The following is a 24,794-nucleotide window of genomic DNA, read 5'->3' as shown; positions in this document are numbered from 1 at the left end:
TCGCCAATCGCCGCCGCCGAGTTCTACGGCGCCCCCCTCTGTCCTGCCGGACATCTCCCCCTCAGAGGGGGAGATGTGCAGTTTCAGCGCCGACGCATCTCCCGCGACGCGAGAGATTGGCGAAAGCCGGCGCGGCATCTGATCTCTCCCCCAGAGGGGGAGATGTCCGGCAGGACAGAGGGGGGCGCCTCGCGCCTGCTCTCGCGATTGGCATGGCGCTACCAACGATGAACCGCTTCGCCGAGCTCCTCGACCGGCTGGTGCTGACGCCTTCGCGCAACGGCAAGCTGACGCTGCTCACCGACTATTTCCGCAGCGTCGAGGATCCCGACCGCGGGCTGGCGCTGGCGGCGATCACCGGCGATCTGTCGATCGCGGCGGTGAAGCCGGCGATGCTGCGCGCGCTGGTGGTCGAGCGGATGGACCCCGTGCTGTTCGGCTATTCCTACGATTATGTCGGCGATCTCGCCGAGACGGTGTCGCTGGTCTGGCCGCAGCCGGCCGGCCACATACCGAACCACGCGCCGACGCTCGCCGAAGTGGTCGGCAAGCTGCAGGCGGCGAGCCGCTCCGACGGGCCGCAGGTGCTCGCCAGGCTTCTCGACAGCGCCAGCATCTCTGCGCGCTTCGCCATCATCAAGCTGGTTACCGGCGGGTTGCGCATCGGCGTGTCGGCGCGGCTTGCCAAGCAGGCGTTGGCCGATCTCGGCCAAGTCGATGTCGTCGAGATCGAGGAGCTCTGGCACGGGCTGACGCCACCCTACACGGCGCTCTTTGCGTGGCTGGAAGGCCGGGCGGAAAAACCGAGAAGCGCCGCGCTCGCATTGTTCCGGCCGGTGATGCTGTCCAACGCGGTCGACGACGGCGATTTGGAAAAGCTCGAACCGGCCGATTATGCGGCGGAGTGGAAGTGGGACGGCATCCGCGTCCAGGCGGTGTGCGAGGGCGGCATCCGCCGGCTGTATTCGCGCACCGGCGACGATGTTTCCGGCGCCTTCCCGGACCTCGCCGCGACGATGGATTTCGAGGCGGCGCTCGACGGCGAATTGTTGGTCGGCGACCCGCGCGAGGCGACCGGAACCTTCTCCGACCTGCAGCAGCGGCTGAACCGCAAGAGCGTCTCGCCAAAAATCCAGCAGCAATATCCGGCCTTCATGCGCTGCTACGACGCGCTGCAAATCAACGGCGAGGATTTGCGCAGCCTCCCCTTCGCCGAGCGCCGCACCCGGCTCGGAGCCTTCGTCCAGACGCTCGATCCCAGCCGCTTCGACCTTTCGCCGCTGGTCGAATTTTCGGATTGGGAGACGCTGGAGCGGCTGCGCCAGGCGCCGCCGCATCCGATCATCGAAGGGGTGATGCTGAAGCGCTGGGATTCGCCCTATCTTGCCGGCCGGCCGAAAGGCCCTTGGTTCAAGTGGAAGCGCGATCCGCACACGATCGACGCGGTGCTGATGTATGCGCAGCGCGGCCACGGCAAGCGATCGAGCTTCTATTCCGACTACACTTTCGGGGTCTGGTCAGGCCCGGAGGGATCGGAAGAGCTGGTGCCGGTCGGCAAGGCCTATTTCGGCTTCACCGACGAGGAGCTGCGGCAAATCGACAAATATGTGCGCGACCATACGATCGAGCGGTTCGGGCCGGTGCGCTCGGTGCGCGCCGATCGCAAGAATGGGCTGGTGCTGGAAGTGGCCTTCGAAGGGCTCAACCGCTCGACGCGCCATAAATCTGGCGTCGCGATGCGCTTTCCGCGCATCTCACGGCTGCGCTGGGACAAGCCGGCCGCCGAGGCCGACCGGATCGAGACGCTGCAGGCGCTGCTGGACGGTTAGGAAGTCAACGCCGGCGCTTCACCCCACCCGGCGCTTCGCGCCGACCTCCCCATCAAGGGGAGGTAGAAGGTCGCACCCGTCCAGATAGCCACTCGCTGCCGATGCGCAACGACACAGGAAGCAGTCATCCGATCCCGCTAAGGACGGCAAGCGCCGCGCCCTACCTCCCCTTGATGGGGAGGTCGCGCCGTAGGCGCGGGTGGGGTGCAGCGCCTGCGTCGAGGGTAGAGGAGCGAGGTCACTCCGCGATCGATACGCGGATCTCGTAGATGTCGACGGACTTGCCCTGCTTGTCGAAGTCGGAGTTGACGGCGATGGTGCCGGCCGCACCCGGGTGCTTGTTCGGGAACTGCACGTCGAACAGGTATTCGTTGCGCTCATGGCCGACGGCATAGCGCTTGCGGCCGCAATCGCCGAGCTCGCCGAAATTGCAGTCGACCGAGATCTGCGTCTCCTTGCCTTCTTCCGAGCGGGCGATGATGTCAAACATGGCATGCTTGCCGGCGAGCTTTTCCAGCACGCCCTGGCCGACATCGAAGGCAATGGCCGAGCCGGATGCGCCCGAGCGGACGCGCAGGAACTGGCCGGTGTCGTCCTTCATCACATCTGCGGCGGCGTCGGACGGTGTGCTGACATGGGTCGGATCGGCGGGCGAGAAGACGTTGATCCAGTTCTTCGACTGATCCGCCTCGCCGGGCTTCTGCGGCGAACCGGTGTCGGCTGGCTGCGAGGAGTCTTCGTCTTCCAGCGTCGGGGTCGGCTCTGGCGGACCGGTGTTGAGTTCAGCCGCCGTCTTGAAGACGCCGGTCTGCTTGGCGAAATAGAGGCCGATGCCGGCAGCCGCCAGCAGAGTCGCCGCGACAAAGATGGCGGTGAGCGGCAGGCGCCGGCCACGGATACGCCGTTCATCGCGATCCGGCGCCACTTCGGCGCCGTTGCCGATGGACGCTTCGGGGGAGTCATCAAGCGTCGGCGCATTCGGAAGCGCCTCGTCCGGCATGATGTCGGGCACGCGGGGCAGCACGCGCGAGCGCGGCGCATCCGATGTGTCGGGCTGCACCGGACCGTCGACGGTGATCGACGGCGACGGTGCCGCCTGGTCGGGGCCCCGCGGGGCATCCACCGGCGGCGCGGGAGACTGGCTCGGCGTGTCGACTGCCGGCCCCGGCGCGGCGTTGCCGACGAATGGACCGCTGTCCAGCGGAAGCGTCACGTCAGGAACGGCCTGGACAGCCGGCAGGAATTCGGATTCGATCTCGGTGATCTTGGCCTGCACCGCCTTGCGGCGGTTGATGGCGGCTTCCACCGTCACGTTCGGGTTGGCCTGCAGCACGCGATCGAGCGCGGCAAAGGCCGAGCGATAGACCTTCTCGCGAAACGCCCGGTCCTCGGGATTGCCTTTCTCGAAGGCGTTGCGGATCGCTTTCTCGATGGCGTCCAAGCGAGCTCCCTCTGCGCGTTCGCTCACAGTTATCGATCGTTAGCCGCAGGCGACCAGTCAATCAACGGGCGGGCGGCTGCCTTGCCGACGCATCCAATGCCCATTTCGGCGTTTTTTGTTGAAGAATCAACATTTTTGTCGCCGCCGCCAGATCGGCCTGCAACGGAATCGGAGCCTCCCGCCGGCGAGCCCGCAAGCCGTGCTGGCGCGGCGCTTAAGGCTGTCGCGCAGCGGCAAGCGACGGAATTGCCGCGCATGAGCGCAGGATTTCGCCGCCAGCCATCTTGAATTAGCTGGCGGTTGAGTCTATCAACCGGCGCATCTTGGAAGCCCAGCAGCTTTCCGGGCCGCTTTAGCTCAGTTGGTAGAGCACATCATTCGTAATGATGGGGTCGCGTGTTCGAGTCACGCAAGCGGCACCAATTTTTCCAAGGGTTTGCGGCGCGAAAGCCGCTAATCTCCCACGCAAAACCGCCGATCAGGACACATTCCGGGACACAAACCGATGGCGAAGCGGCGGGAGCAGGACCCCAACTACCAGTTCACCATGGCCGCGAATCCCCACAGTTGGCTGCTGGCGGCGGACAGCCTGCATGATCAGGCGATGCAACTTGCCAGCAAGGAGCGGAAGGGACTGATTGTCCAGACCGATGGCCATGACCGCGTCCTTGGGAGGTGGGAGGAATCCAACAAGGCGGTCTTCCTTCTCGGAGGGTTCGCTCTCGAAAATGCGATTAAAGCATTTCTTGTCTATGAGCACCCGCAATGGATATCGAACGGCCGGCTCTCCAGGAATCTCCGCTCGCATTCGCTGACCGGGCTCCATGCTCAATCAACGCTCGTCCCCTACAAGACCAGGCACCGCGCTGCGCTGGCTGCTTTCGAGCAGGGGCTGGAGTCTTGGGCTCGATATCCATGCGCCCTCTCTGTCGAGGTCTCAGTTCCGGAGCCGGCGATGACGAGCGCTATTTGGAGCGGCTACGTTTTCCTCATGAGAGCTTATGGACGCCGGTTGCAGCGCCTTCTCTCAGATAGGTTCTGGGAAGGTCCGCATGGCTTCAAGGGCCGGTGGACATTTCGCGGCGAATTTCTGGGAGCAGGTGCCCGTCAGAGCAATCTGGGCTGATTACCCGATCGGTGTGCTTCCGGAAGCTTCGGGTGATAGTGTCCGCAGCCCTCCAGGCCGAGTTCGTAGACGTCGATTCCAGCTTCTTCTTGCAACCACTGGCTCACAAAGGCGCGGTGGCAAAAATTGCTGTCCCGCGGCCGCTCCCAGCAGAGCAGCGCCGCCGGCGTGCCGGCCGACAGCACTTCGATCCTTCGGACCGTTTCGCGAGCATCTAGCTGCGCGAGTTGGTGCAAGTAGCGCCGGCGGTACTCGTCGACATCGACGCTCTTGAACCACTCACCTGGTGAAAGCTCACGCATTGTCGGGATCCCGCGGCACCGATGCGGCGCCCATCGCGCGATCGAGATCGGCGCGAACTGCGGCGGCAGCTGCGTGAAAAAGCTCGAGGTGACAATCTGCATCTCAACCTCCTGGCCGCGTGAAGCCCGTCGGGATCCGTTCGCCCAGTTGCGCCCGACAAAGCTCAACGAGCACGGCGTCGGCCTTATCCTTGCCGATGGTGGCCTCGAGGAACAGCCCGCCAGCGATCATCTGCGCGACAGCCGTTCTGACCGCCTCGTCCGAACCCTTCATGTTCTCCAGGTGGCTGAGCTCCGCGACAGCGTTCCAGATCGCCTCCGCGTTCGCGCCTGCATTACTCCGCTTTGCTCTCACCATATACTTATTCCTACAGCCAGATTTAAAAGGTAACTTATAGTATATTCGTTTCACCCATAAATAATCGGCAAAAATGGTTATTTTGTAGCCATACTGATTACACAATACTTTTCTGTAACCGAATTGGTGACGAAACTAAGAATCGGATATGGCTACTCAGTTCGCATCGATGGGGCGCGCTATGAGGCTCGACAGAGAATTGCAACGCAAGCAGTTGGAGATGCTGTCCGACGTCTACCCGGACGCAATGCGCAAGTTTCCTGTAATCGAAGGCGCCGACTTTGCTTCCTACACAGCCAACCTTCGATATTTGGCCGATCATGCCCTTGTCGAGGCCGAGTGGGTTAGGATGATGAATGGACCGCCCTCTCCGAAGTGGGCTCGGATCACCGCTGCGGGCCTGGACTTCCTGGAGGACGACGGCGGGCTTTCCGCCATCCTGGGCGTCGTCACGGTTCGGCTTCACGAGGACACGATAAAGTCCCTACTTGTGGAGCAGGTCGAGAAATCTGCTGCGCCGGCGACGGTCAAATCCAAGCTCGTGGAGCAGATCAAGGCGCTTCCGGCCGAGATGACGAAGGCCCTCACAATCGAGGCCATGAAAGCCGGCCTGGCAAACATTCCTGAGATCGCCGGATGGCTGCAGATGGCGCTTACCTCGATCAGCAACCGCCAGTAGGAACAGCTTGCAATGACCGGGCTCAGCAATCGCTATCGCCATGCAGCTCGCGAGCATTTCGTCAAAGCTGAAGCTCTGCTGGCTACCGGCGACGACGAGGTCATTCGATACGCGGCGCTCGAGCTCCGGTTGACCATTGAGTCCCTCTGTTATGGTCTCCTGGTGGCTTACCGCAATGAGATTCCCAAGTCCGGCCTCCGCCATTGGACACCGAAGCAAGTGCTGGATGAGCTTCTCCAGGCCGATCCCCGCGCCACCAGCGACGTCGCCATACGATCGGCGCGGCAGGATGCCGGCCCTCCGCGCTTTAAGTCACTGGGGACCGAGCGGCGGTTTTCTGTGAAATGGGCCAACAAGAACCACAACGCTCTCAGCAGGGGCGCGCTGCATGTCCCGTCGGTCCAGCAGACCATTGATGGCGCCGGCTTCTCGCCGAGCAAACTGCGCGACACGTGCACCGGCGTGGCCACGAAGCTTCGTGAGGTGATCGCGTCGCCGATCTGGCACGTCAACTTGGCGCAATTCTACAGCTTCGCCTGCGATTGCGGCTTCGAGATCAAGCGCCGAAGCGACCTCGTCAAATCAGGCGATCGCCTCGTCTGCAGTGATTGCGGCCGCACCTATGACGTTCTCAGCGCGGGCGAGACGATCCTGGTCGAGAAATCGAAGGTGCGCTGGGAGTGTTTTGGCTGCAACGAAACGGTGGCATTCGACGAGTTGGAGCTTACCGACCATGTGACGACGAATTGCCCGAAATGCGGTCGGGCCGCCGAATTGCGTAAGCAGTGGGTGGTGATCGACCAGCCTGGCGCCGATTGATGGTGTCCCGGATCGTGTCCCGAATGATCCATGCGCCGAATTGCGCAGCGCTCAAAGCGTTGCTGGGTGGCGCGCCGGCGCGGCCAAGTCACGTGATATGGAGATATATGCTCCTTCCCAGAGGCAACCGTGAACGAGGGAATGATGACTGTTCTTCGCAAGCCCATTGGCGAAATTCTTCCCCAGGATCTCGAAGAGCTGTGCGGGACCGAGGCGCGAGAAACTAGCGAACTCGAGTTCAAGGAAACCCTGCCCTTCCAGCAGACGAAGGGTCAACAAGACGTGGCCGACCGCTGGATTACGCGCGGCGATCGCGTTGGCGACTATGCTCGCGACAAGCTTCTCGCTGAGCTGGTGGCCTTTGCCAATGCGGAAGGCGGAACCTTGTTGCTTGGTATCGAAGAGACGGATGACGAACCCCGGCGAGCGCGGGGCATGGCACCGCTACCCCGATGCGAGGATTTGGCCAAGAGGCTCGCCGATGCATGTGAGGACGTGATCGAGCCTCGGCTACCGATCGTTGAGGCTCGAGGCCTACCCCTGCCGGAAAGCAGCGGCGCAGGCTTCGTGATTATCCGTGTCGGTCGATCGGCATCCGGCCCCCATCGTTTGATCTCGGACGGTCAGTTCTACATAAGGCGAGGAGAGCGGAGCGTAAAAATGACGGTGCGCGAGATCAGAGACGCGGTGTTGGAGCTAGCCCGACGTGGGGGTGCCATTGATGACATATTTCGAGCGCGGCGTGACGGGGACACAACCGCAATTGGTCGGGTTTGGGGTGACCAGCGAAGCGACGGGACTCAGACAACCTTGGTCCGCGTCACGGCTCTCCCCGTGTCGAGGTGGTCGATTTCCAACCTGACCGAGCGGACCAATCTCTGGTGGACCGGCGGCGAGCACGAATGCACGCTTGATGGCGAAAAGCTTCGGGTAGGATATCCATCCCGTGAATTTGACAACCCCCCTCGTCTCGGCCTTCGTACGCTTAACTACCACAACGACCGCTTCGACCGATCACTGACGGCCGATGGTCTGGTCGAGTTCAGGTTCGTGAATCTGAGAGAGCCCCGTGCCGGCAGTGTCCTTGACAGTTTCGCCCCGCTTTACCTGCCCTGGGTTGTTTCTTTGGTTGCCGGGACTCTCTTGCAAATCGAGCACCTGCGTCGTGCCTTTGCGGACGATGGAGCGGAATTCGGTATCCAACTGGCAATCGAATCGAATGTGCCACTGGCGCCAGCCTGGTATGAGCACGGATTCAACCATCGCCAAACGACCTTTCACGATGTCGATTTTCCGATCCTATCTGTTGGTTCGCCTGCCGGATTCACCGACTTGGTCAACGTCATCGTCCGCGACGTCTTCAATCACTGCGGCTCAAGCTTCAAGAGCAGGGTCGAGATGGACTGGGAGCGGCTTATTCGGCGGAGTTGAATCGTTATCGACGGTCTGTGCTTGGGTGAGCCCGGCGAAGCTCAGGATCTGAGTGGCCGACATAATGCGCGCTGTCGCCCGACAGCAATGGGGCCGAGAGCGGACGGGCGGCTTTCAGGCCGGCGTGTTGTGAAGGCGACATCTGTGCATCTCGGGGCCGAAGGACCGGGTTCGGGCCGGCACCGGGCGGTCGAAACGGACGCCCAATTGCCGTAGATAGCCCCTTTGCGGATTTGGCCAGTTCCAACAGTATCTTGGGCAATGCATTTCTTGACGGAGAATACAATTGGCCAGTGAAACGAAAGCTGCACCTAAAATGAACGCAGGTGGTCGAGCAACCGAAGCCGGGATGGACTTCCAGGCCGAGGTCGGCACTTGGCTTGCCGCCCATTTGCTGGCTCGAATGCCAGTCGCTGGGCGTTTCGGTCTCGCCAACGCTGCCTTGCCGGTCTCGCTCCAGCTCGAAACGGGCGATGGGCTCGATGACATACGCCTTGAACAGGACGACGCCAGCCGCATCGACCTGCAGAGCAAGACCCGCGCCGGACTGGACATCAATCCCAAGAGTCCGCTCGGCAAAACTATCAGCCAGCTTGTTCGCGTCATGATCGACGCCCAAGCCACTGGCCTCGCAGTCGATCCTGCAAAAGCGCGCGCCGTGCTGGCGGTTGCTGTCAACGCGCCGCGCACACTCGACGCGCTGGAGCGCGGGTGCAGAGCATTCGATCTTGGGGGAAGCTGGGCAACCACCAAGGCCGGGCGGTCCTCGGCCGAGCGGGAGGCGCTCGATCTCTTCGAGACCCACACGCGGTCCGCATGGGCGACTTATTCGGCCACGCCGCCGACCGACGAGGAACTCGCGACGATGGCGCGGCTGTTTCGCATCGTACGCTTCTCGATGAATGAGGGGGAGGACAATTGGCGCGAGGCCTCGCGGCTGCTCGGAACGCGGCTCTATGGTGCTGAAGCTGCTGGCGACGCGCCCTTGCGCGAATTGAAGGGCATCATCCGCGGGATGATCGGAAGCGGGGCGCCTGCAAATCGCGTCGGCTTGCTGCGCGAGCTTCGCCGGCTTGGCCACAATGACGTCGGCGCCGCCGACTACACCGCAGATCTGGAGCGCTTGTCAGTCGCGACCCAGGCCGAGCTTGCGCGCCTCAGGGGACATACGCGCCTGCCGATTGCCGGCGGCATTCCGATTGCGCGGGCCAGCGACGGCCCACTTGGCGCGGCAATCGATACAGGCTCCATGATCATCATCGGTGAGCCCGGCGCCGGCAAGACCGGTGCACTGGTTGCGCTGGCCCAGGCGCGCATCGCGGTGGAAGATGCGGTGGTGTTCCTGTCGGTAGATCGCTTCCCAGGCGTCGGCATCGCCGCCAACCTGCAGTCCGAGCTGGGGTTGGCGCATCCGCTGACCGAGGTGCTGGCCGCAGCCCCCGGCTCGAGACGCAAGCTGCTCATCATCGATGCGCTGGATGCTGCGCGTGGCGGTCCGGCGGAAGGCGTGTTCGCCCAGTTGATCGAGGCGCTAGGTGCGGCGGCGCCGGACTGGACAGTCATCGCCTCGATTCGCACGTTCGATCTGCGCAACGGTCGGCGGTTCCGCGACGCCATGCCTGGCACTCCACCCGATCCGGCTTATGCGGAGACGGGCTTGGGCAATGTCCGGCATTTTCAAGTGCCGCGGCTCTCGGACGATGATCTCGACGCGGCCGGCGTCGCCGCCGCCGATCTTGGCGCGCTCCTTAGCGCCGCGCCCGGCAAGCTGCGCGATCTGCTGCGCAACGTCTTCAACCTCTCGCTTGCGGCGCAACTGCTCGCCGACGGCGCGAGCCCCGACAGCATTCGGACCGTCGCCACCCAGTCTGACCTGATCGACGCTTATGAGGATCGCCGGCTCGTCGGCACCCCGGCGCATCAGGCCGCGGCCGCCACGGTCGGCGCTATGGTTGCGCGGCGCCGGCTCGCGGTGCGCAAGGTGGTCGTCGGGCACGATCAGCTCGATGCGGTCATTCAAACAGGCGTCCTCGCCGAGTCTGGCGATCTCGTCAGCTTCGCCCATCATGTGCTGTTTGACCATGTCGCCGGGCGTTTCTTCCTCGAATGGGACGATCCCACGCGGCTCATTCGGCAACTCGGCGGCGACAGCTCGATCGCTCTCATGCTAGCGCCCGCGCTGCGCTTCGCGATCGAGCGCCTGTGGCGCCAGGACGCCGAGGGCAAGGCGCAGGTCTGGAACCTGATCGCCGACATCTACGCCGATCCCGAGGTCGATCCGGTGCTGGCCAATGTCGCGCTGCGCACCGCCATCGAGCGCGTGGCCGTGTCGGCCGATGTCACGGGACTTGTCGGCCTGATCGCGGCTCGTCCGAATGGCGAGGCACTGGCCACGATGATGTCCCGTCTCGCCCGCTTCGTCGGCCTGGCGGTCGATGCCGCCGGCAGCATTGTGCCGGAAGAAGCGCTTGCCTGGGCGATGGTCGCCGACGCCGCGATCAGGGCGGGCACGCGCGGCCTTTCCGACGCGACACGCTTTTTGCTCCACACCTTGTTCGACAAGGGCGACCTTGCCGATCCCGCCCTTCTCGAGATATTTGGCCGCGCTGCCCGTGCACTGCTTGCCTTTGCATGGACCGCCGATCCGCCGATGCAACAGACGTCTACGAACGCGATCCGCTTCGTCGGCAAGAGCTTCGCCGCCGATCCAGCGGCGTCGCGGGCGCTGCTTGACCGGATGCTCCGCGACCCGCATTTTTCGAATCATGCCGACAAGGAAGCGATCTGGCTTTCCGAGGAGATCATACCGATTGCGCTGGCCGACGCCGATTTCGCCATCGAAATCTACCGCGTGCTCTACTCCCGCGACATCACCGACAGCAGCACCTCGTTCATGGGTGGGCAGGCGAGCCGGATCATGCCACTCTCGTCTAACCGCAGCCAAGATTACCGGCACTGCCGCTACAATCTTGGCCGGCGGGTCACGCGCCTCCTCGAGTTATCTCCGCCGCTTGGCACGCGCGCAATCGTCGAGGCATCACTCGGTAGCACCGATCGCATGTTGCCCCTGGGCCAGGACCGCGAACAAGTCGTCGTGCTGGGCCGTGTGCCGTTCGACCTGCTCGGCCGCGATCACGAGTATAAAGCTTGGGACGATGCTGAGGATCGTCACGGTACGCAGGACGACGATGTGCTTGCGCAGTTCGTCGCGCATCTGCGTAGCTGCTCGCCTGCCACCTTTGCCGAGACGGTCGATGCAGCCGCAACCGGCTATGCCGGGCCGGCGGTGTGGACGCGTATCCTAGGCGTCGGCGCCGAGCGCGTAAGTGAGGTTGGCGACCTGTTATGGCCGTTCGCATGCAACATCACGATTCTGGCCCATGGCGACATCGTACGCGACGCCGTCCGCTTTCTGGCCGCAGTCTACCCGTCGCGTACGCCTTCCGAGCGGGCAGCATTCGAGGATGAAGCGCTGCGGGCCGGTCTGTTTACGGGTGAAGCCAAAGAGCGCTGGTGGCGTCGCACGCTCAGCCGCTTCCTGTCGCTTGTCGATGCGGACGCGATCGCCACCGGCCCGATGCTTGCGTTGCGCGACGAACTGGTAGCGGCGGACGAACTGGCAGGTAATCCTCCGACGCGCTCGATGTCGATGCGCTGGGGATCGTCACGCGGGCGGGCACGCAGCCTGCTCGCCGGCGAAGGCGTCGATGTTGAGGAGAGCGTGGACGCACAAATGTTGTACCGGTCCGAGGCGCTCCACGAGAAAGTGGAGGCCACGCCTTCGGACAGTGGCGGCGCGGCGCTCGCCGAGCTTTGGGCAGAAGCGTTGGCGACAATTACCTTTTTTGAAGTCCATGCCAGCGCGTTGCACGAGAAGGTCGAGCAGCCGGTTTGGGGGCATATCAGCAATGCTGTGGAGCGCATAGCCGGTGCCAAAGCCTACACGCCGGGTGCCGATGGCATGCCGCCGATCGAGGAACTGCTCGCTGTGTTGCGGCGGCTATGGGCGAGCCGCTTCCCGGAGGCCAAGGACGGGGACGGGGACCCTGACTTAGGCTGGGGCAATTGGGAAGTCCGCGTCTATGCGGCGGACGCTTATGTCTCGCTCGCTGCTCGGTTCGGCGAAGATCACGGAGAGGTAGTCGACATGTTCGACGCGATCCTCGCCGATCCGGTGCCGCAGGTCCGCCTGCAAGCGGCGCAGAGCCTGCAGGTGTTGAGGCGCATTGCGCTCGGCAAGATGTGGGAGTTGGCCGAGCGTATAGCGCGCCACGAGCCGCACGTCGGCGTGCTCGGCGCGTTTCTCCATTACGTCATCCCGTGCTTCACCTGGCACGACGTCGAGAAGTGCAAAGCGATCATCGAGATCGTGCGCGGCCGCCGCGAGGCCGTCGAGCGCGACGAGAAGCCCGGTCGCGACAAGGTCGCCCAACAACTCGGCGGCCTGACTGCGCAGCTCTGGTGCTGGCAGGGAGAGGCCATTGCGCTCGAATGGCTCAAGGCTTGGGCCGATGACCCCGCCACGCACCGCGAGTTCTTCACCTCCTTCCTGTCGACGTTGCGTGGCGCCTTCTTCGCCCGCTATGCGGGCGGCGAGGAGCGCGATGCCGGACTTGCCGATCGCTCGCAACAGGCGGCAATGGTCATCCTGGGGGCGTGCTCGGCGGCGGCCGAAGTCAGCCATGTTGCAGCGACAAGTGGAGCAGCAGAGGGCGCCGAGCTAGATGCCACCATTGCCACCTACAGGGCGGCGGAGTCGGTGATCGGCCACCTTATGAACCAGCTCTACTTCGGCTCGGGCGCATATGCCAGTAGCCGCGCGGCGACGGTGGGGCTTACATCGAACCACACAATGCGCCTGTTCCTGGTCGACTATCGCCCGATGCTTGCGCTTCTGGCGGCGTCGCACGAACCTGCGACGCACCATCACCTCGTCGAACTCTACGAGTTCCTAATCCCCGCCGATCCGTCCGGCGTCTTCGACGCGCTTCACGCGCTACTTACCGGTCCGGCCGCGCGAGAAGGCTATCATCACGAAAGTCTTGCGGCGCCGGTCATCGTGCGGATGATCACCCGCTACATCGCCGATCACCGCTCGATCTTCGAGGATGAAACGCGCCGCGCCGCGCTTGTTGAGACCCTGCGGCTGTTCTCCGATGTCGGTTGGTCGGACGCGTTAAAGCTGCTCTACGAACTTCCCGACCTGCTTCGCTGATGCGCGACCTCCGCCACCCCAGAAGATCTATCCGCCTGCTACCGTCGATGGCCACTCCGAACATTCCGAACACTCACGCGTGCGCGCGAGCCACGCATCATAATCTGCTACCGCCAAAACCGTTCTCGGTGGGAACGGTTTCGCATCGGGGGCAGATGACCTGGGTCACGAAACTGTGGTGCGAACTCTACACGGCGGTGTGCCGGTGCTCAGGATCCCTGTGGACCGTTGGTTGCCGAATCGCGCCCTCGACTTCCCGGTGTCGAGACTGCGCGGCCACAGGCGGTTCTGAATCGGGGCGAACTCGACGCTTTCGATGAGGTAGAGCCAGCTTCTCAAATGCCGTCAATTCGCGGCGGGAGCAGGGCTAGGGCGCGCGAGGAGGGGCTGGCCGTTGGATGGGGAAGGCCTGGGTCGAAAAACGCTTCCACGGGGCTCTATTTCGATTTCCCGGCCGCGCTTTCGCTCTCAGTCTGATCTTCGATCTCGGTCTGATTCTCGCTCTCCTTCTCTGCTCTCCTTCTTCCGATTGGCATGGCGTCGCCAGTCGATTGCCAATCGGTTGGGTCACGAAAGGCTTCGTCGGTTCAATGCAATCACCTTGGGATCCTGTTCCTCGGTCCTGGCGGCCTTGAAATCGGCGGTCACGCGTGCCCGGAGCCGGTCGCTCTCGATTTGCTCGATCTGGCGGACGCAACCCGTGTCCTGCTTAGGACCCTTCGGTGCATTCACCTCGAACCAGCCGACCACGTAGACCTCGTCGGTGTCTTCGTCGAAGAGGATGAGACCAGCCTCCTCCAGGCGCGCTCGAACTGCGATGTAGAGGTCGATCGGCCATACCAGATCGGCGGCTGCATAGGCGTCAGGCACCCGATAGCATCCGCACATGTTGTGATGAGGAGAGCTTCGAAAATAGATGCTCAGGACCCGGCCGTCGCTGTCCAACGGACGAAAGCGGCGATCGCGCCACATCGATACTGGAGTCTTGGAGAACGGCCTCTCGCTCATGGGTTGGCCTCAGGCGACCTGCCGCTTGCTATCTTCAACCAGCGCGGCGTCGAAGCGATCGAGTTCGGCCTCGTCCCAGTAACGCACGCCAAGCCGCATCACGGGCTGAGGGAAGGTCGTCCCTGGCTTCTTCACCCAGCGCCAGAGCGTCTGCTCGCTGATGTCGCCATAGCGCTGCTTCACCGCAGCGGCTCTGATCCATGTTTTTGCCATCGAGTCCGTCGAGCTCCACGTTGGGCGCCCGATCGTGAAACAGACTCACACCAAGGGCGCAGATGAACTGAAAATGTTCTCTGAACCATCGGGTCGCGGACCGCCCTCGCGGGTCTCAGTCGGCTCTCGTCTGTAGGACAGTAGTTAATGGATGGAACGTGGATGGAATGATCGTCGAAGTCAATGCATCCGAGATTTTTGCACAATCCGCACACTCACGCGCGCGAAGCGGCCTGCTTTACAGGGTTTACACTCACGCGCGCTCGCCGGTGCGCAGGGCAAGAGCGACGACATTCTGACGGGTCCCGGCGCCGACGATTTCATCCAGCCGATTCGCCCAGGCCTCGAGCGCCTGGCGTTTTTCTCGAGCATAGTCGTGCCGGTTGTAGATCGCAGCAACGCCGCTGATCACCCCGCTCTTGTGGTTCAGCACCGCCTCGACGACGTGCACGGCAATGCCCAGGCCGGCCATTCCCGAAGCAGCGGTTCGCCGAAGGTCGTGCAATGTCCAGGGCTCGATCGAGAGCTCCGGGTTGGCTGTCTCCTTGCGAGCTACCGCGAGCATATTCTCGTCGATCTTCTTCTTGGCGCGGCTGTAGCCGCTGATCGGCGTCTCAGCGTTGGTGGAGAGCACGAACGGGTTCTCCTCGTCGACCTTCGAATGCTCTCCAGGTTTGACACTCGGGAGCGCGTGCGCGACCACGCGTGGCAGGCCTGCGAGGATCTTCGTCACTTGCGGCGCCAGCGGCAGCACCTGCCGTCGACCGTTCTTCGTCCGCTCGGGCGGGATCGACCAGATCGCATCGGTGATGCTGAACTCGCGCCATTCAGCGGCCGCCACCTCATCGCGCCGCTGCGCCGTCAGCAGTAGCAGCCGTGCGAGGTCACCGAACGGCCAGCCGACCGTAGCGGTGGCGGACCACAGCCAGCGAATTTCATCCTCCGACAGCACGCGATCGCGCGCCCGGGGCGCCGCCGGCACTTCAATGTCCCTGAAAGGGTTCTCGCTGACGATCCCCTTCGCGGCAAACCAGGAGAATGCTTTCGATAGGAGTGCACGAACTCTAACCGCGGACTGCGGCCGGCCGGCCTGCCGCAGCTTCCCCTCGCTGTCGAGCTGGTCCTCGGCAATGCCGTCGATGAGCTTGACGATGTCGTGTCTGGTGATCGAGCGAATGCGCCTTTTCCCCCACTTCGGGGAAATCTCGCGGTTGATGAACGCCTGAGTGTCCGCGACGGTGCTCGGCTTGTTTTCCTTCATGGCGTAGCGCTTCACGAAGTCGGCGAATGCATCAGCGATCGTGAGGTCGGCGGCAGCCGCATCGCGGCCGTCGCGCGGATCCTGGCCTTGCCTCACGAGCCGGAGCGTCCCCTCGGCTGCCTTCCGCGCGTCGTGCAGGCCGAGTTTCGGCTTTGCCGGTCCGTAGTCGCCGATAGCGAGCTTTACGTTCTCGCCAGTAGCTGGCGACCTGTAGCGGACGATCCATTTGAACGCCCTCGGCCCGACAATTAGGTAGAGCCCGGATTGGCCGCCGTCGGGCACCTCTCGCTTGCTGGCCGGCCGTTTTGCCGACAGGGCGTCGATCTTCTTCTGCGTCAATGCCTCGGCCATGTGTCTCACTCCCAAACAGGACACGTTTCAAGCCACAAAAACACGTGGCAGTCCTTGCGTGGCGATGGAATGATCATTGAGGCTCGATCGGATTAAGTCAATGGATTTCAATAGTTTCTCTCCCTGAGATGTGGAGAGCCGATGAAAGGTGATGAAAATGCGCAGCCCATAATTCGTAATGATGGGGTCGCGTGTTCGAGTCACGCAAGCGGCACCAGTTCCCTAAAAGCGTGTAATTCCAATACAATACCTGTCGGGTGGATTTGGGTTCGCCCATAAACCCACCCAAGATCGCCCTAAGCCGAAACGCTGCGGCGTCGTACGGCAGCATTTCGCCGCTTGCCGACCTCAGCACCTCCAAGCGTGAGTGTTCGGTGTGATGCCGATACAAAAGCGCCGCCACGGTGGCGTCAACCGGTTACACAAGCCAGGCAACATCCCCGGCCTTCTGGAAGTGGCGTCAGCGTCCCCAGAGGCTGCGTGGGCGGGTCGTTGGTTGACTGTAGCGCGACTGAACGCTCCACGTTTCGCAAGCTGGATAGCGGAATCTCGTGAGGGCAAGGTCAGGTTGCTCTCCGTTCCAGCGACGGGCGGAGATTGGGAAAGGTGGATACCGTGCAGGTAAGGCGCATGGAAGCCGGCAGGACATGGACGGGGGACGGCGCGCGTGCAGGCGCCTGGCTGAGCCGTGCCATGACCACGCAGCGCCACCTCGCAGCGATCCTGGCTTGCGACGTGGTTGGCTATTCGCGCCTGACGGAGCGCGACGAACGCGGCACGCTCGAGCGGCTGAAGGCCTACCGCAAGGACCTCCTCGAACCGCTGGTTTCCGAGAACCAGGGGCGCATCGTCAAGCTCACCGGCGACGGCATGCTCTGCGAATTCGCGAGCGTCGTCAATGCGGTGACATCGGCGGTGGCGATCCAGCAGGCTGTGGCGGAACACGAGGCGGAAACGCCGGAGGAAGAGCGGATTCGCTTGCGCATCGGCGTCAATCTCGGCGACGTGGTCTGCGAGGAGGACGGCGACCTCTACGGCGACGGGGTCAACATCGCCGCCCGCCTCGAAAGCGCCGCCGATCCCGGGACCGTGGTCGTCTCGGGCACCGCCTACGACCACCTCCAGGGCAAGCTCGACTGCGGCTTCACGCCGCTCGGCAACCTGCGCCTCAAAAACATTGAGCGGCCCGTGCGCGCCTACCGCGTCGAGACCGACGCCAGCGCCTCGGTGGCTGCACCGCCTCCCCTGCCCGAGAAGCCCTCGATCGCGGTTCTGCCTTTCACCAACATGAGCGGCGACCCTGACCAGGAATACTTCGCCGACGGGCTGGTCGAGGACATCATCACGGGATTGAGCCGGGTGAACTCCTTCTTCGTGATCGCCCGCAACTCGTCCTTCACCTACAAGGGCCGGGCGGTCGACCTGCGCCAGGTCGGGCGCGAGCTGGGCGTCCGCTACGTGCTCGAAGGCAGCATCCGCAGAGCCGGATCTCGCGTGCGCATCAGCGGGCAGTTGGTAGACGCGATCAGCGGTCACCATGTCTGGACCGGCCGCTTCGAAGGCGACGTGAGCGACATCTTCGACCTGCAGGACAAGGTGACCGAGAGCGTCGTCGGTGCTGTCGAGCCGAGCATCCGGCTGGAGGAGATCAAGCAGGCGCGCATGAAGCCGACCGACTACATCAGCGCCTACGACCTCTATCTTCGCGCACTGCCGCGCTTCTACAGCATGACGCGCGAAGGCTTTGCCGATGTACGCCGACTCACCAACGAGGCGCTCAGCATCGACCCGGGCTTCACCTTGGCGAAGGCACTCGGCGCCTATATCCGCAGCTTATCCGTGAGCCAGTGCTGGCACGAGCCCGACGATGTGCGAGTCGCCGCGCGTATGGCGCGCGAGGTGCTGGCGGAAGCGCGCGACGACCCCACGAGCCTGCGCTTCGCGGCGCAGGTGATCGCCTACAGCGCGAAGGAATACGAGATGGCGCTGGGCACGATCGAACGGTCCCTGCTGCTCAACCCCAATTCGGCGCAGGGCCATACCGGCAGCGGCTGGGTGAACGCGCATTCCAGCCGCCCGCTCGTGGCGATCGAGCACTTTCACAGGGCGATGCGGCTGAGTCCGGTCGACCCCGAGAAAGGCATCGCGCTCTCCGGCATCGGGATGAGCTATCTGATGCTCGAGCGCTACGAGGAAGCGCTGGCATGGGGAGAACGCGCGCTGCACGAGATGCCGAACTACGGCTCCTCGCACCGCGTGGTGATCATGGCGCTGGTCAAGCTCAACCGGCTGGACGAGGCGCAGGCCGCGGCGCGCCGCCTGATGGAGGCGTTCCCGACCTTCACGCTCACCCTGCAGAGACAGATCAACCCGTGGCTGGACAAGGTGTTCGCCGAGCGCTACGTCGAGGCGCTGGGCATCGCCGGCGTGCCGGAGTGATCGCCGCGGCTGCAACCATGCCCTCTCCTGCGCGCCGCGTGCGGCCAGGCGACCTCCTTTACCCAGAGGCCGAAAGCGGAACGCACGCTCTTCCGGGCTTTGCAGCGAATCTCGGGCATTGTCGAGAATCGCTGTTGGTGGGAAACTCCCGGTCTCTAGCAAGGAGGCCAAAATGCCCAACACTTTCAAGACCGGTGACATCGTCAGGCTAAAATCCGGAGGCCCGGAGATGACGGTGAGTGATGGCGCTGCCTCGGGCACGTATCTGTGCCACTGGTTCAACCGTGACGGCGACGTCTGGACCCCGCAACATGCCGGCTTCAAGCCGGATCAGCTGATGGTGGTCGACGAACGGAAATAGTTTAGCTCACGCTCGTTCCCGATCGGCTCCGGCCCGGCTTCTTGCCGGACTCTTGCTAATTGTCTCGTCAGAAACGACCGACGGATTTTCCCTGTTGCCGCGTTTAACGGCTGAAGCGTGGCCGCCAATGGCCATGCGCAACCGGAGACGAGAGCATGATCCGCCGTTCGATATTTGTCGTTGCCCTTGGCCTGCAGGCCGCCGCCGCGGCCGCCCAGACAGCGACGCCTGCCACCGCGCCGGCGCAGCCGGCGCCAATCGCATCCGCCTCCGCCAGGCCGGGCATCATCCTGGAAAAGTTCGAGGCGCGCCGGGAAAAGGCTTTCATGCGGGCCGACACCGACGGCGACGGCAAGGTCAGCCTCGCCGAGTGGACGGCGTTCCAGACTCAGCGCAAGGCCAAGGGCGATCCTGCCAAATCCTTCGCGCGCATGGACGCCAACAAGGACGGCTTCGTCGACAAATCCGAGCTCGACGCCTTCTTGGCCAAGCGCTTCGCCAGGCTCGACAAGAACGGCGACGGCGTGGTGAGCGCCGAGGAACGGCCGGGCCACAAAACCGCTCCCAATCAGGAGCAATGACCGAGAGGTCATGCAGCACGATGATCATTGGGAGCGCCCCGCTTGATGGGCGCCGATCCGGACGAGGAACTGGTACGGCGCATCGGTGCCGGCGATCAAGCCGCCGTGCAGGCGATGGTGGCGCGCAAGCTGCCGCGCCTGCTTTCGCTCGCCACCCGCATGCTCGGCGATGCCGCCGAGGCCGAGGACGTCGCCCAGGAGACCTTCGTGCGCATCTGGCGTCATGCCTCAGGCTGGCGCCAGGGTCACGCGCGTTTCGACACCTGGATCCACCGGGTGGCGCTCAACCTCTGCTACGACCGGCTGCGGCGGCGCCGCGAATGGGTGACGGACGAACTGCCGGAGGCGGCGGATGAGGTACCGCTTCCCGACGCCGGAGACGAAGGCCGGCGCGTCCAGCAGGCGCTGCTGCGCATCGCGCCGCGTCAGCGCGAGGCGATCGTGCTCGTCTATTATCAGGAGATGTCCAACATCGAGGCCGCCGGCGCCATGCAGGTCAGCGTCGATGCGCTGGAAAGCCTGCTCGCGCGGGGCCGGCGCTCGCTGCAAGCCATGCTCATCGGGGATGGCGATGACTGAGCAGCTGGCGGCGGTTGGGACTTGGGTGGCCACGTCAAACCCGTGGAAGGGGAAACCAGGTGGCTGACGAAAGAAAGGCTGCTGACGGGCCGATGAATGCCCAACGCTTCGCTGCACTTGCGGACGCCTATGGCAGCGCCCTGCATCGCTGGCCTCGGGCCGAGCAGGCTGCCGCCACGCTGTTTGCGGAGAGCGAAGAGGGTCGCGCCATCTTGGCGACCGCCGGCAGGCTCGATGTCATCCTCGACCGCCATCACGTCGAAGCCCCAAGCCGGACGCTGCATGGCGAGATTGTCGCAAGGGCCACCACGCAGCTCAGCCAGGGGCGCCGCCGCCGGTTTTGGTGGCTGGGCTTTGGGCTTGCCGGCGTCGGCCTTGCCGGCGCAGTGGTCGGGCTGGCGCTGGTCACCGTCGTCACGCCAGATGCCACGTCCGACCATTATGTGATGGATGCCAACGCAACGTCGTTCGGCGATGCCGGTCCCGACGCCGACACGGAGGACCTATGAGCGCTCGTCTTTTCGCGGCATCGCTGGTGCTGAACGTCTTCCTGATCGGTGCCGTCGCCGGCGGTGCAGGCTGGCTGATCGGCCGTTCCGGAGGCGGCTATTCGCTGGAATCGGCCGGCGGTCAGCTTCCCGCCAGCGATCGCAAGGTATTCCGCCAGGCCCTGCGCGAGGTTCGGCGCGAGTCGCGCGCGGTCATCCTCGACGGACAGCAGGCGCGGCGTGAGGCGGCCAACCTCTTGCAGCAGCCGACGCTCGACGCCAACGCTCTGGCCGCTGCCCTGGAGCGGGCGCGCAATGCCGACGCCACCATCCGCAGCCGGCTGGAACAGCGTATCGTCGAATTCGCCGCGTCGAGCCCGCTAGATGACCGTAAGCTGCTGGCCGACGCCCTGCTGCGCCATGTCGGCAGGCAGCGGCCGATCCCGGCAAAAAATACGCCATAAGAGCGACGGAAAGCGCCGACCATCTCCGTTCAAAGGAAAAGAGGGACACGCCTGCCGCCACGCGAACGCGACGTGGCCGGTTTCAACCTCGAGAAACTTCGGAGTATCCCATGAATGGTCTGACGAAATATTCTGTTGCGGCTGCGCTTGCCATTGGCGGGACTGCCGCGGCAAGTGCAGCCTCGGCAATGCCGCTTGCGGCGCCTGCGGCGCCTGCGATTGTCGAGCATGTGGCCTGGGGCTGCGGCCCCGGCTGGCACCCCAACCGGTGGGGTCGCTGCGTGCCCAACCGCCGCGTGATCTATCCGGGCTATTACTATTGGGGTGGCCCAAGCGTCTATATCGGCCCGGCCTGGCGTCCGTGGCACGGCGATCGTTACTGGCGCCGCTGGTAAGCCCCTGCCGGCCTCATCATGCCGACTCCGGCGTCATAAGGCCTTTCGACCGTGGATATTGCCGCCGACGCGACCTGCGTCGGTCCGCGACGGAGGCTCTGTTGGCTCTATCCGTTCCAAATGCCGTTCCGCCCGATCCAGCCTTGGTCGCGCTCAACCGCTTCGGGCTTGGCGCGAAACCTGGTGACGATCTCGGCAAGATTGCGGCCGATGCGCGCGGTTATCTGAAGGCCGAGCTCGAGCTGTTGGATGTCGCGCTTGTCTCGGCCGACGATTCAAAAAATGCCGGCTTGTTGGACAGCACCGCCGCGATCCAGGCCAGCATGGCCGCCGCCGCGGAGCGCAAGGCAGCGCGGGAGAAGCCAGCGCCCGCCATGCAGCCTGCGGCAGACACTTCGGACGGCTCAGCCGAGGCAAAACGCAAGTCAGGCGTGCCGCCGGTCGAGGCCGATATCTATCGGGATGAAGCGCAAGCCCGTTTCGACAAGGCGCTCGGTGCCGCACCGGGCTTTGTCGAAAGACTGGTCGGTTTCTGGTCGAACCATTTCTGCGTCTCGACCGCCAAGGGCCAACTCGTGCGGGCCTGCGTCGGCGCTTTCGAGCGCGAGGCTGTCCGCCCCTTCGTGCTCGGCCGCTTCGCCGACATGCTGCTGGCCGTCGAGCATCACCCGGCGATGCTGTTCTACCTCGACAACCGACAATCGACCGGACCGGATTCGCGCGCTGGAAAAAGGCGCGGCCGCGGCCTCAACGAGAACCTCGCCCGCGAGATCCTGGAATTGCACACACTGGGCGTCGACGGCGGCTATAGCCAGGCGGATGTCACGAGTTTCGCGGGAGCGCTCACCGGCTGGACGATGGCCGGACGGAAGGGCCGCCTGGGCGAGCCCGGCACATTTGTGTTCGACGCCAATGCGCATCAGCCTGGCGAGACGGTGCTGCTCGGCAAGACCTACCCGGCCGGCGGCATGGGCCAGGCCGAGGCCGCGCTCAACGACATCGCCCGCCAGCCGGCGACCGCGCGCCACATCGCTACCAAGCTCGCCCGCCATTTCATTGCCGACGATCCGCCGGCGGCTGTAGTCGACCGCCTTGCCGAGATCTTCACCAAGACGGACGGCGACCTGCGCGCGCTGGCGCTGGCCCTGATCGATCTGCCTGAAGCCTGGTCGCTGCCGCTGACAAAATTGCGCTCGCCGTTCGACTATGCCGTAGCGGTCCGGCGGGCGATCGGCTCCACCACCGGGAAAGAGCCGCAACGAACGCTGCGCTGGCTAAGGGCGCTGGGAGAGCCGCTCTGGCAACCGCCCGGGCCGAACGGCTTTTCCGACCGGACGGATAGCTGGGCGTCCGCCGAAGGCCTCAAGACGCGCCTCGACATCGCCTGGCAAGCGGCTCGTCAGGCGAGCGACATCGGCAATCCCGATGACATGCTTTCCACCGTGATCGGCGCCTCCGCCTCGGCCGAGACGCGCCAAGCGATCGCGCGCGCCGAGTCCAAACAGCAAGGCCTGGCGCTGCTGCTGATGGCGCCGGAATTTCAACGCCGGTGAACAATGGAGAAGCGGCATGAGTCTTCTTTGTGAAACGCCGAACCCATCTCGGCGCGCCGTGCTGATGACAGGCGGCGCGCTGTTTGCCTGGGCCTATCTGCCACGCTTCGCCCGCGCCGCCGACCATCGCGATCCGCGCCTGATCGTCATCATATTGCGCGGCGCGCTGGATGGGCTGTCGACGACCGGCCCCCTCGGTGACCCCGACTATGCCGGCCTGCATGGCGACATCGCGCTGTCGCTCTCCGGCGCCAATGCGGCGCTGCCGCTCGACAGCTTCTTCGCGATCAATCCCGCGATGCCGGTGTTCGCGCGGCTGTTCAAGGCAGGTCAGGCGGCTGCGGTGCACGCGGCCGCGACCGGCTACCGCGAGCGCTCGCATTTCGACGGCCAGGATGTGCTGGAGAGCGGCCTGCCGGGCCCTGGCAACGCCACAACCGGTTGGCTGAACCGCGCGATAGCCAGCCTGCCGGCAGGTGAAAGAGTGGCCAAGCTCGGCGGGCTGGCGGTCGGGCCATCGACCCCGCTGGTGATCCGTGGCGCAGCACCCGTGCTCGGCTGGGCGCCGCAGGCGCTGCCGACGCCCAGCGATGCGCTGGCGGAGCGTGTGCTCGACCTCTACAACCATCGCGACCCGGTGCTGGCAGCGGTGCTGCAGAAGGGCGTCGACGCCGACCGCATGGCGATGAGCGACCAGCTCGATGACAGCACGATAAAACCCCGCGGCGGCCTCGCCAACGCCGCCGGCATGCGCCAGTCCGCGCAAGGCGCGGCGAAACTGATGGCCGCCGACGACGGGCCGCGCATTGCGGCGCTGGCCTTCGACGGCTGGGACACGCATGTCAACGAGGGCGGCGCCACCGGGCGGCTCGCCAACCTGCTCGGCGGCCTCGATGGCGCCTTCGAGGAATTCGAGAAAGGGCTCGGCGAGCGCTGGAAGGACACGGCGATCGTCGCCATCACCGAATTCGGTCGCACCGCCCGCGTCAACGGCACCGTCGGCACGGACCACGGCACCGGCACGGTGGTGCTGCTCGCCGGCGGCGCGATCAAAGGTGGCCGCGTCATCGCCGACTGGCCGGGGCTGAAGCCGGCTCAGCTCTACCAAGGCCGCGATCTCGCGCCGACCAGCGATGTGCGCGCGGTGCTGAAGGGGTTGCTTGCCGAGCAGTTCGGGCTCTCCGCGGCGGTGCTCGGCGACAAGGTGTTTCCGGAGTCGGGAGGGGTGAAGCCGATGCGGGATTTGATTGTGTGAGAGCTTCGACTTTGTCCATCAACTGAGGCAGGAACGCGGCGGCACAAGGTGAGATCGGTCGAGATCCTTCGCGCCCCCCTCTGTCCTGCCGGACATCTCCCCCACTTGGGGGGAGATTGGCAGCTTCGGCGCCGCGACCACTCTGCGCTGTCGAACAGAGTACGACACTGACGATTGGCGAAGGCCGGCGCGATGTCTGATCTCCCCCCTTGCGGCGAAGATGTCCGGCAAGACAGAGGGGGCGCTGTCCAGACGCCGTCTCTGAGGGCTGTCTGAATCCTCGCTCGAGGAACTTAGCAAGCCGCCCGCGCCGTTTCCGGCACGGGCGCCCCTCAAACCGATCACCAGCTCCAATAGCCGGGATGCCAGCGGTGGTGATACCGGAAGCCCGGATGCCAGTGGCGCACGGGCCGGATGAACCGGCGACCATTCGGCACGCATCTGCCCCAGTGGTTCACGTGCCAACCGGGGCCGCAGCGCCAGCCGACTGTCTCGATCGGCAGCGGCGCAGCGCTGGGCTTTGCCATCGGCATCGCCTGCGCGCCGGCGGAGAGCATCAAAGTGCCGGCGGCCAATGCGAACGGCAGCAAATATTTGGTGAGCATAAAGTTCGTCTCCGTGATTCATCCCTACCGCCGTGAAACGG

General features: G+C 64.4%; 22 protein-coding genes and 1 tRNA gene. 16 read left to right on the top strand and 7 right to left on the bottom strand.

Going from position 1 to position 24,794, the window contains the following annotated elements:
* Window positions 1-227 precede the first annotated feature (227 nt).
* A complete protein-coding gene (locus tag CK215_RS14510) occupies window positions 228-1,829 on the top strand; it encodes a cisplatin damage response ATP-dependent DNA ligase (RefSeq protein ID WP_095831294.1) in 1,602 nt (533 codons plus the stop codon).
* Between the two features lie 238 nt (window positions 1,830-2,067).
* Here the strand turns inward: CK215_RS14510 and CK215_RS14505 are convergent, their stop codons facing one another.
* Window positions 2,068-3,270 (bottom strand): hypothetical protein, encoded by a 1,203-nt coding sequence (locus tag CK215_RS14505; RefSeq protein ID WP_095831293.1) that lies wholly within the window; start codon window positions 3,268-3,270, stop codon window positions 2,068-2,070.
* Between the two features lie 346 nt (window positions 3,271-3,616).
* On the opposite strand from CK215_RS14505, the gene CK215_RS14500 reads away from it, so the two are divergent.
* Window positions 3,617-3,692: transfer RNA gene (locus CK215_RS14500), tRNA-Thr, on the top strand.
* An 83-nt stretch (window positions 3,693-3,775) separates the two neighbouring features.
* Window positions 3,776-4,396 carry a hypothetical protein gene (locus tag CK215_RS14495; protein WP_095831292.1) on the top strand — a complete coding sequence of 207 codons (621 nt, stop codon included), beginning with the start codon at window positions 3,776-3,778 and terminating at the stop codon, window positions 4,394-4,396.
* Here the strand turns inward: CK215_RS14495 and CK215_RS14490 are convergent.
* On the bottom strand, window positions 4,378-4,800 hold the full coding sequence (locus CK215_RS14490; RefSeq protein WP_095831291.1) for a DUF488 family protein: 423 nt from the start codon (window positions 4,798-4,800) through the stop codon (window positions 4,378-4,380). The two genes, CK215_RS14495 and CK215_RS14490, sit on opposite strands and share 19 nt — an antisense overlap.
* A gap of 1 nt (window position 4,801) precedes the next feature.
* Window positions 4,802-4,972 carry a hypothetical protein gene (locus CK215_RS14485; protein ID WP_170950299.1) on the bottom strand — a complete coding sequence of 57 codons (171 nt, stop codon included), beginning with the start codon at window positions 4,970-4,972 and terminating at the stop codon, window positions 4,802-4,804.
* A 265-nt stretch (window positions 4,973-5,237) separates the two neighbouring features.
* Between CK215_RS14485 and CK215_RS14480 the strand changes: the two genes are divergently transcribed.
* The 4 genes from CK215_RS14480 to CK215_RS14465 all read left to right on the top strand — a co-directional run bounded on the left by CK215_RS14480 (window position 5,238) and on the right by CK215_RS14465 (window position 13,200).
* Complete coding sequence (locus CK215_RS14480) at window positions 5,238-5,735, top strand: hypothetical protein (protein ID WP_141245475.1); 498 nt, start codon at window positions 5,238-5,240, stop codon at window positions 5,733-5,735.
* 12 nt (window positions 5,736-5,747) lie between these two features.
* On the top strand, window positions 5,748-6,554 hold the full coding sequence (locus tag CK215_RS14475) for a hypothetical protein (protein ID WP_095831288.1): 807 nt from the start codon (window positions 5,748-5,750) through the stop codon (window positions 6,552-6,554).
* 141 nt (window positions 6,555-6,695) lie between these two features.
* Window positions 6,696-7,985 (top strand): ATP-binding protein, encoded by a 1,290-nt coding sequence (locus CK215_RS14470; protein WP_095831287.1) that lies wholly within the window; start codon window positions 6,696-6,698, stop codon window positions 7,983-7,985.
* 349 nt (window positions 7,986-8,334) lie between these two features.
* Complete coding sequence (locus tag CK215_RS14465) at window positions 8,335-13,200, top strand: ATP-binding protein (RefSeq protein WP_245418681.1); 4,866 nt, start codon at window positions 8,335-8,337, stop codon at window positions 13,198-13,200.
* A gap of 567 nt (window positions 13,201-13,767) precedes the next feature.
* Here CK215_RS14465 and CK215_RS14460 read toward each other — a convergent pair.
* The 3 genes from CK215_RS14460 to CK215_RS14450 all read right to left on the bottom strand — a co-directional run bounded on the left by CK215_RS14460 (window position 13,768) and on the right by CK215_RS14450 (window position 16,033).
* Complete coding sequence (locus tag CK215_RS14460; RefSeq protein ID WP_141245474.1) at window positions 13,768-14,208, bottom strand: hypothetical protein; 441 nt, start codon at window positions 14,206-14,208, stop codon at window positions 13,768-13,770.
* 9 nt (window positions 14,209-14,217) lie between these two features.
* Window positions 14,218-14,421: an AlpA family phage regulatory protein gene (locus CK215_RS14455; RefSeq protein WP_095831285.1), complete on the bottom strand. Its 204-nt coding sequence runs from the start codon at window positions 14,419-14,421 to the stop codon at window positions 14,218-14,220.
* A 253-nt stretch (window positions 14,422-14,674) separates the two neighbouring features.
* On the bottom strand, window positions 14,675-16,033 hold the full coding sequence (locus CK215_RS14450) for a site-specific integrase (protein WP_095831284.1): 1,359 nt from the start codon (window positions 16,031-16,033) through the stop codon (window positions 14,675-14,677).
* A 606-nt stretch (window positions 16,034-16,639) separates the two neighbouring features.
* Here CK215_RS14450 and CK215_RS14445 point away from each other — a divergent pair.
* From CK215_RS14445 to CK215_RS14405, 9 genes are all read left to right on the top strand, one after another.
* Window positions 16,640-18,472: an adenylate/guanylate cyclase domain-containing protein gene (locus CK215_RS14445; protein WP_245418680.1), complete on the top strand. Its 1,833-nt coding sequence runs from the start codon at window positions 16,640-16,642 to the stop codon at window positions 18,470-18,472.
* Between the two features lie 172 nt (window positions 18,473-18,644).
* Window positions 18,645-18,833, top strand: a complete 189-nt coding sequence (locus CK215_RS14440) for a DUF2158 domain-containing protein (RefSeq protein WP_067324751.1) — start codon at window positions 18,645-18,647, stop codon at window positions 18,831-18,833.
* Window positions 18,834-18,988: 155 nt separating this feature from the next.
* Complete coding sequence (locus tag CK215_RS14435) at window positions 18,989-19,414, top strand: acid-shock protein (protein WP_095831283.1); 426 nt, start codon at window positions 18,989-18,991, stop codon at window positions 19,412-19,414.
* Window positions 19,415-19,459: 45 nt separating this feature from the next.
* The gene (locus tag CK215_RS14430) at window positions 19,460-19,993 is read left to right on the top strand and encodes an RNA polymerase sigma factor (protein ID WP_067003697.1); all 534 of its coding nucleotides are present in this window, start codon (window positions 19,460-19,462) and stop codon (window positions 19,991-19,993) included.
* Between the two features lie 59 nt (window positions 19,994-20,052).
* Complete coding sequence (locus CK215_RS14425) at window positions 20,053-20,502, top strand: hypothetical protein (protein ID WP_095828038.1); 450 nt, start codon at window positions 20,053-20,055, stop codon at window positions 20,500-20,502.
* On the top strand, window positions 20,499-20,945 hold the full coding sequence (locus CK215_RS14420) for a periplasmic heavy metal sensor (RefSeq protein ID WP_067003693.1): 447 nt from the start codon (window positions 20,499-20,501) through the stop codon (window positions 20,943-20,945). Before CK215_RS14425 ends, CK215_RS14420 begins: the two co-directional genes overlap by 4 nt.
* Before the next feature lie 110 nt (window positions 20,946-21,055).
* A complete protein-coding gene (locus CK215_RS14415) occupies window positions 21,056-21,340 on the top strand; it encodes a hypothetical protein (protein ID WP_067003691.1) in 285 nt (94 codons plus the stop codon).
* Between the two features lie 101 nt (window positions 21,341-21,441).
* Complete coding sequence (locus CK215_RS14410) at window positions 21,442-22,893, top strand: DUF1800 family protein (RefSeq protein WP_095831282.1); 1,452 nt, start codon at window positions 21,442-21,444, stop codon at window positions 22,891-22,893.
* Window positions 22,894-22,909: 16 nt separating this feature from the next.
* Window positions 22,910-24,148 carry a DUF1501 domain-containing protein gene (locus tag CK215_RS14405; protein ID WP_095831281.1) on the top strand — a complete coding sequence of 413 codons (1,239 nt, stop codon included), beginning with the start codon at window positions 22,910-22,912 and terminating at the stop codon, window positions 24,146-24,148.
* Between the two features lie 341 nt (window positions 24,149-24,489).
* Here the strand turns inward: CK215_RS14405 and CK215_RS14400 are convergent, their stop codons facing one another.
* Window positions 24,490-24,753 carry a hypothetical protein gene (locus CK215_RS14400; protein WP_095831280.1) on the bottom strand — a complete coding sequence of 88 codons (264 nt, stop codon included), beginning with the start codon at window positions 24,751-24,753 and terminating at the stop codon, window positions 24,490-24,492.
* Window positions 24,754-24,794: the final 41 nt, after the last annotated feature.

It is taken from the genome of Mesorhizobium sp. WSM3864 (assembly GCF_002294955.1).
Classification (GTDB): domain Bacteria; phylum Pseudomonadota; class Alphaproteobacteria; order Rhizobiales; family Rhizobiaceae; genus Mesorhizobium.
The sequence above is the reverse complement of the archived record's forward strand: the minus strand, read 5'-3'. Positions and strand labels throughout refer to the sequence as shown.

Bases quoted from the DNA above. Each gene is read 5' to 3' on its own strand.
- CK215_RS14510 (WP_095831294.1), top strand. From the start codon at position 228: ATGAACCGCTTCGCCGAGCTCCTCGACCGGCTGGTGCTGACGCCTTCG.
- CK215_RS14495 (WP_095831292.1), top strand. From the start codon at position 3,776: ATGGCGAAGCGGCGGGAGCAGGACCCCAACTACCAGTTCACCATGGCC.
- CK215_RS14490 (WP_095831291.1), bottom strand. From the start codon at position 4,800: ATGCAGATTGTCACCTCGAGCTTTTTCACGCAGCTGCCGCCGCAGTTC.
- CK215_RS14485 (WP_170950299.1), bottom strand. From the start codon at position 4,972: ATGAAGGGTTCGGACGAGGCGGTCAGAACGGCTGTCGCGCAGATGATC.
- CK215_RS14480 (WP_141245475.1), top strand. From the start codon at position 5,238: ATGAGGCTCGACAGAGAATTGCAACGCAAGCAGTTGGAGATGCTGTCC.
- CK215_RS14475 (WP_095831288.1), top strand. From the start codon at position 5,748: ATGACCGGGCTCAGCAATCGCTATCGCCATGCAGCTCGCGAGCATTTC.
- CK215_RS14470 (WP_095831287.1), top strand. From the start codon at position 6,696: ATGATGACTGTTCTTCGCAAGCCCATTGGCGAAATTCTTCCCCAGGAT.
- CK215_RS14465 (WP_245418681.1), top strand. From the start codon at position 8,335: ATGGACTTCCAGGCCGAGGTCGGCACTTGGCTTGCCGCCCATTTGCTG.
- CK215_RS14460 (WP_141245474.1), bottom strand. From the start codon at position 14,208: ATGAGCGAGAGGCCGTTCTCCAAGACTCCAGTATCGATGTGGCGCGAT.
- CK215_RS14455 (WP_095831285.1), bottom strand. From the start codon at position 14,421: ATGGCAAAAACATGGATCAGAGCCGCTGCGGTGAAGCAGCGCTATGGC.
- CK215_RS14450 (WP_095831284.1), bottom strand. From the start codon at position 16,033: ATGGCCGAGGCATTGACGCAGAAGAAGATCGACGCCCTGTCGGCAAAA.
- CK215_RS14440 (WP_067324751.1), top strand. From the start codon at position 18,645: ATGCCCAACACTTTCAAGACCGGTGACATCGTCAGGCTAAAATCCGGA.
- CK215_RS14435 (WP_095831283.1), top strand. From the start codon at position 18,989: ATGATCCGCCGTTCGATATTTGTCGTTGCCCTTGGCCTGCAGGCCGCC.
- CK215_RS14430 (WP_067003697.1), top strand. From the start codon at position 19,460: ATGGGCGCCGATCCGGACGAGGAACTGGTACGGCGCATCGGTGCCGGC.
- CK215_RS14420 (WP_067003693.1), top strand. From the start codon at position 20,499: ATGAGCGCTCGTCTTTTCGCGGCATCGCTGGTGCTGAACGTCTTCCTG.
- CK215_RS14415 (WP_067003691.1), top strand. From the start codon at position 21,056: ATGAATGGTCTGACGAAATATTCTGTTGCGGCTGCGCTTGCCATTGGC.
- CK215_RS14405 (WP_095831281.1), top strand. From the start codon at position 22,910: ATGAGTCTTCTTTGTGAAACGCCGAACCCATCTCGGCGCGCCGTGCTG.
- CK215_RS14400 (WP_095831280.1), bottom strand. From the start codon at position 24,753: ATGCTCACCAAATATTTGCTGCCGTTCGCATTGGCCGCCGGCACTTTG.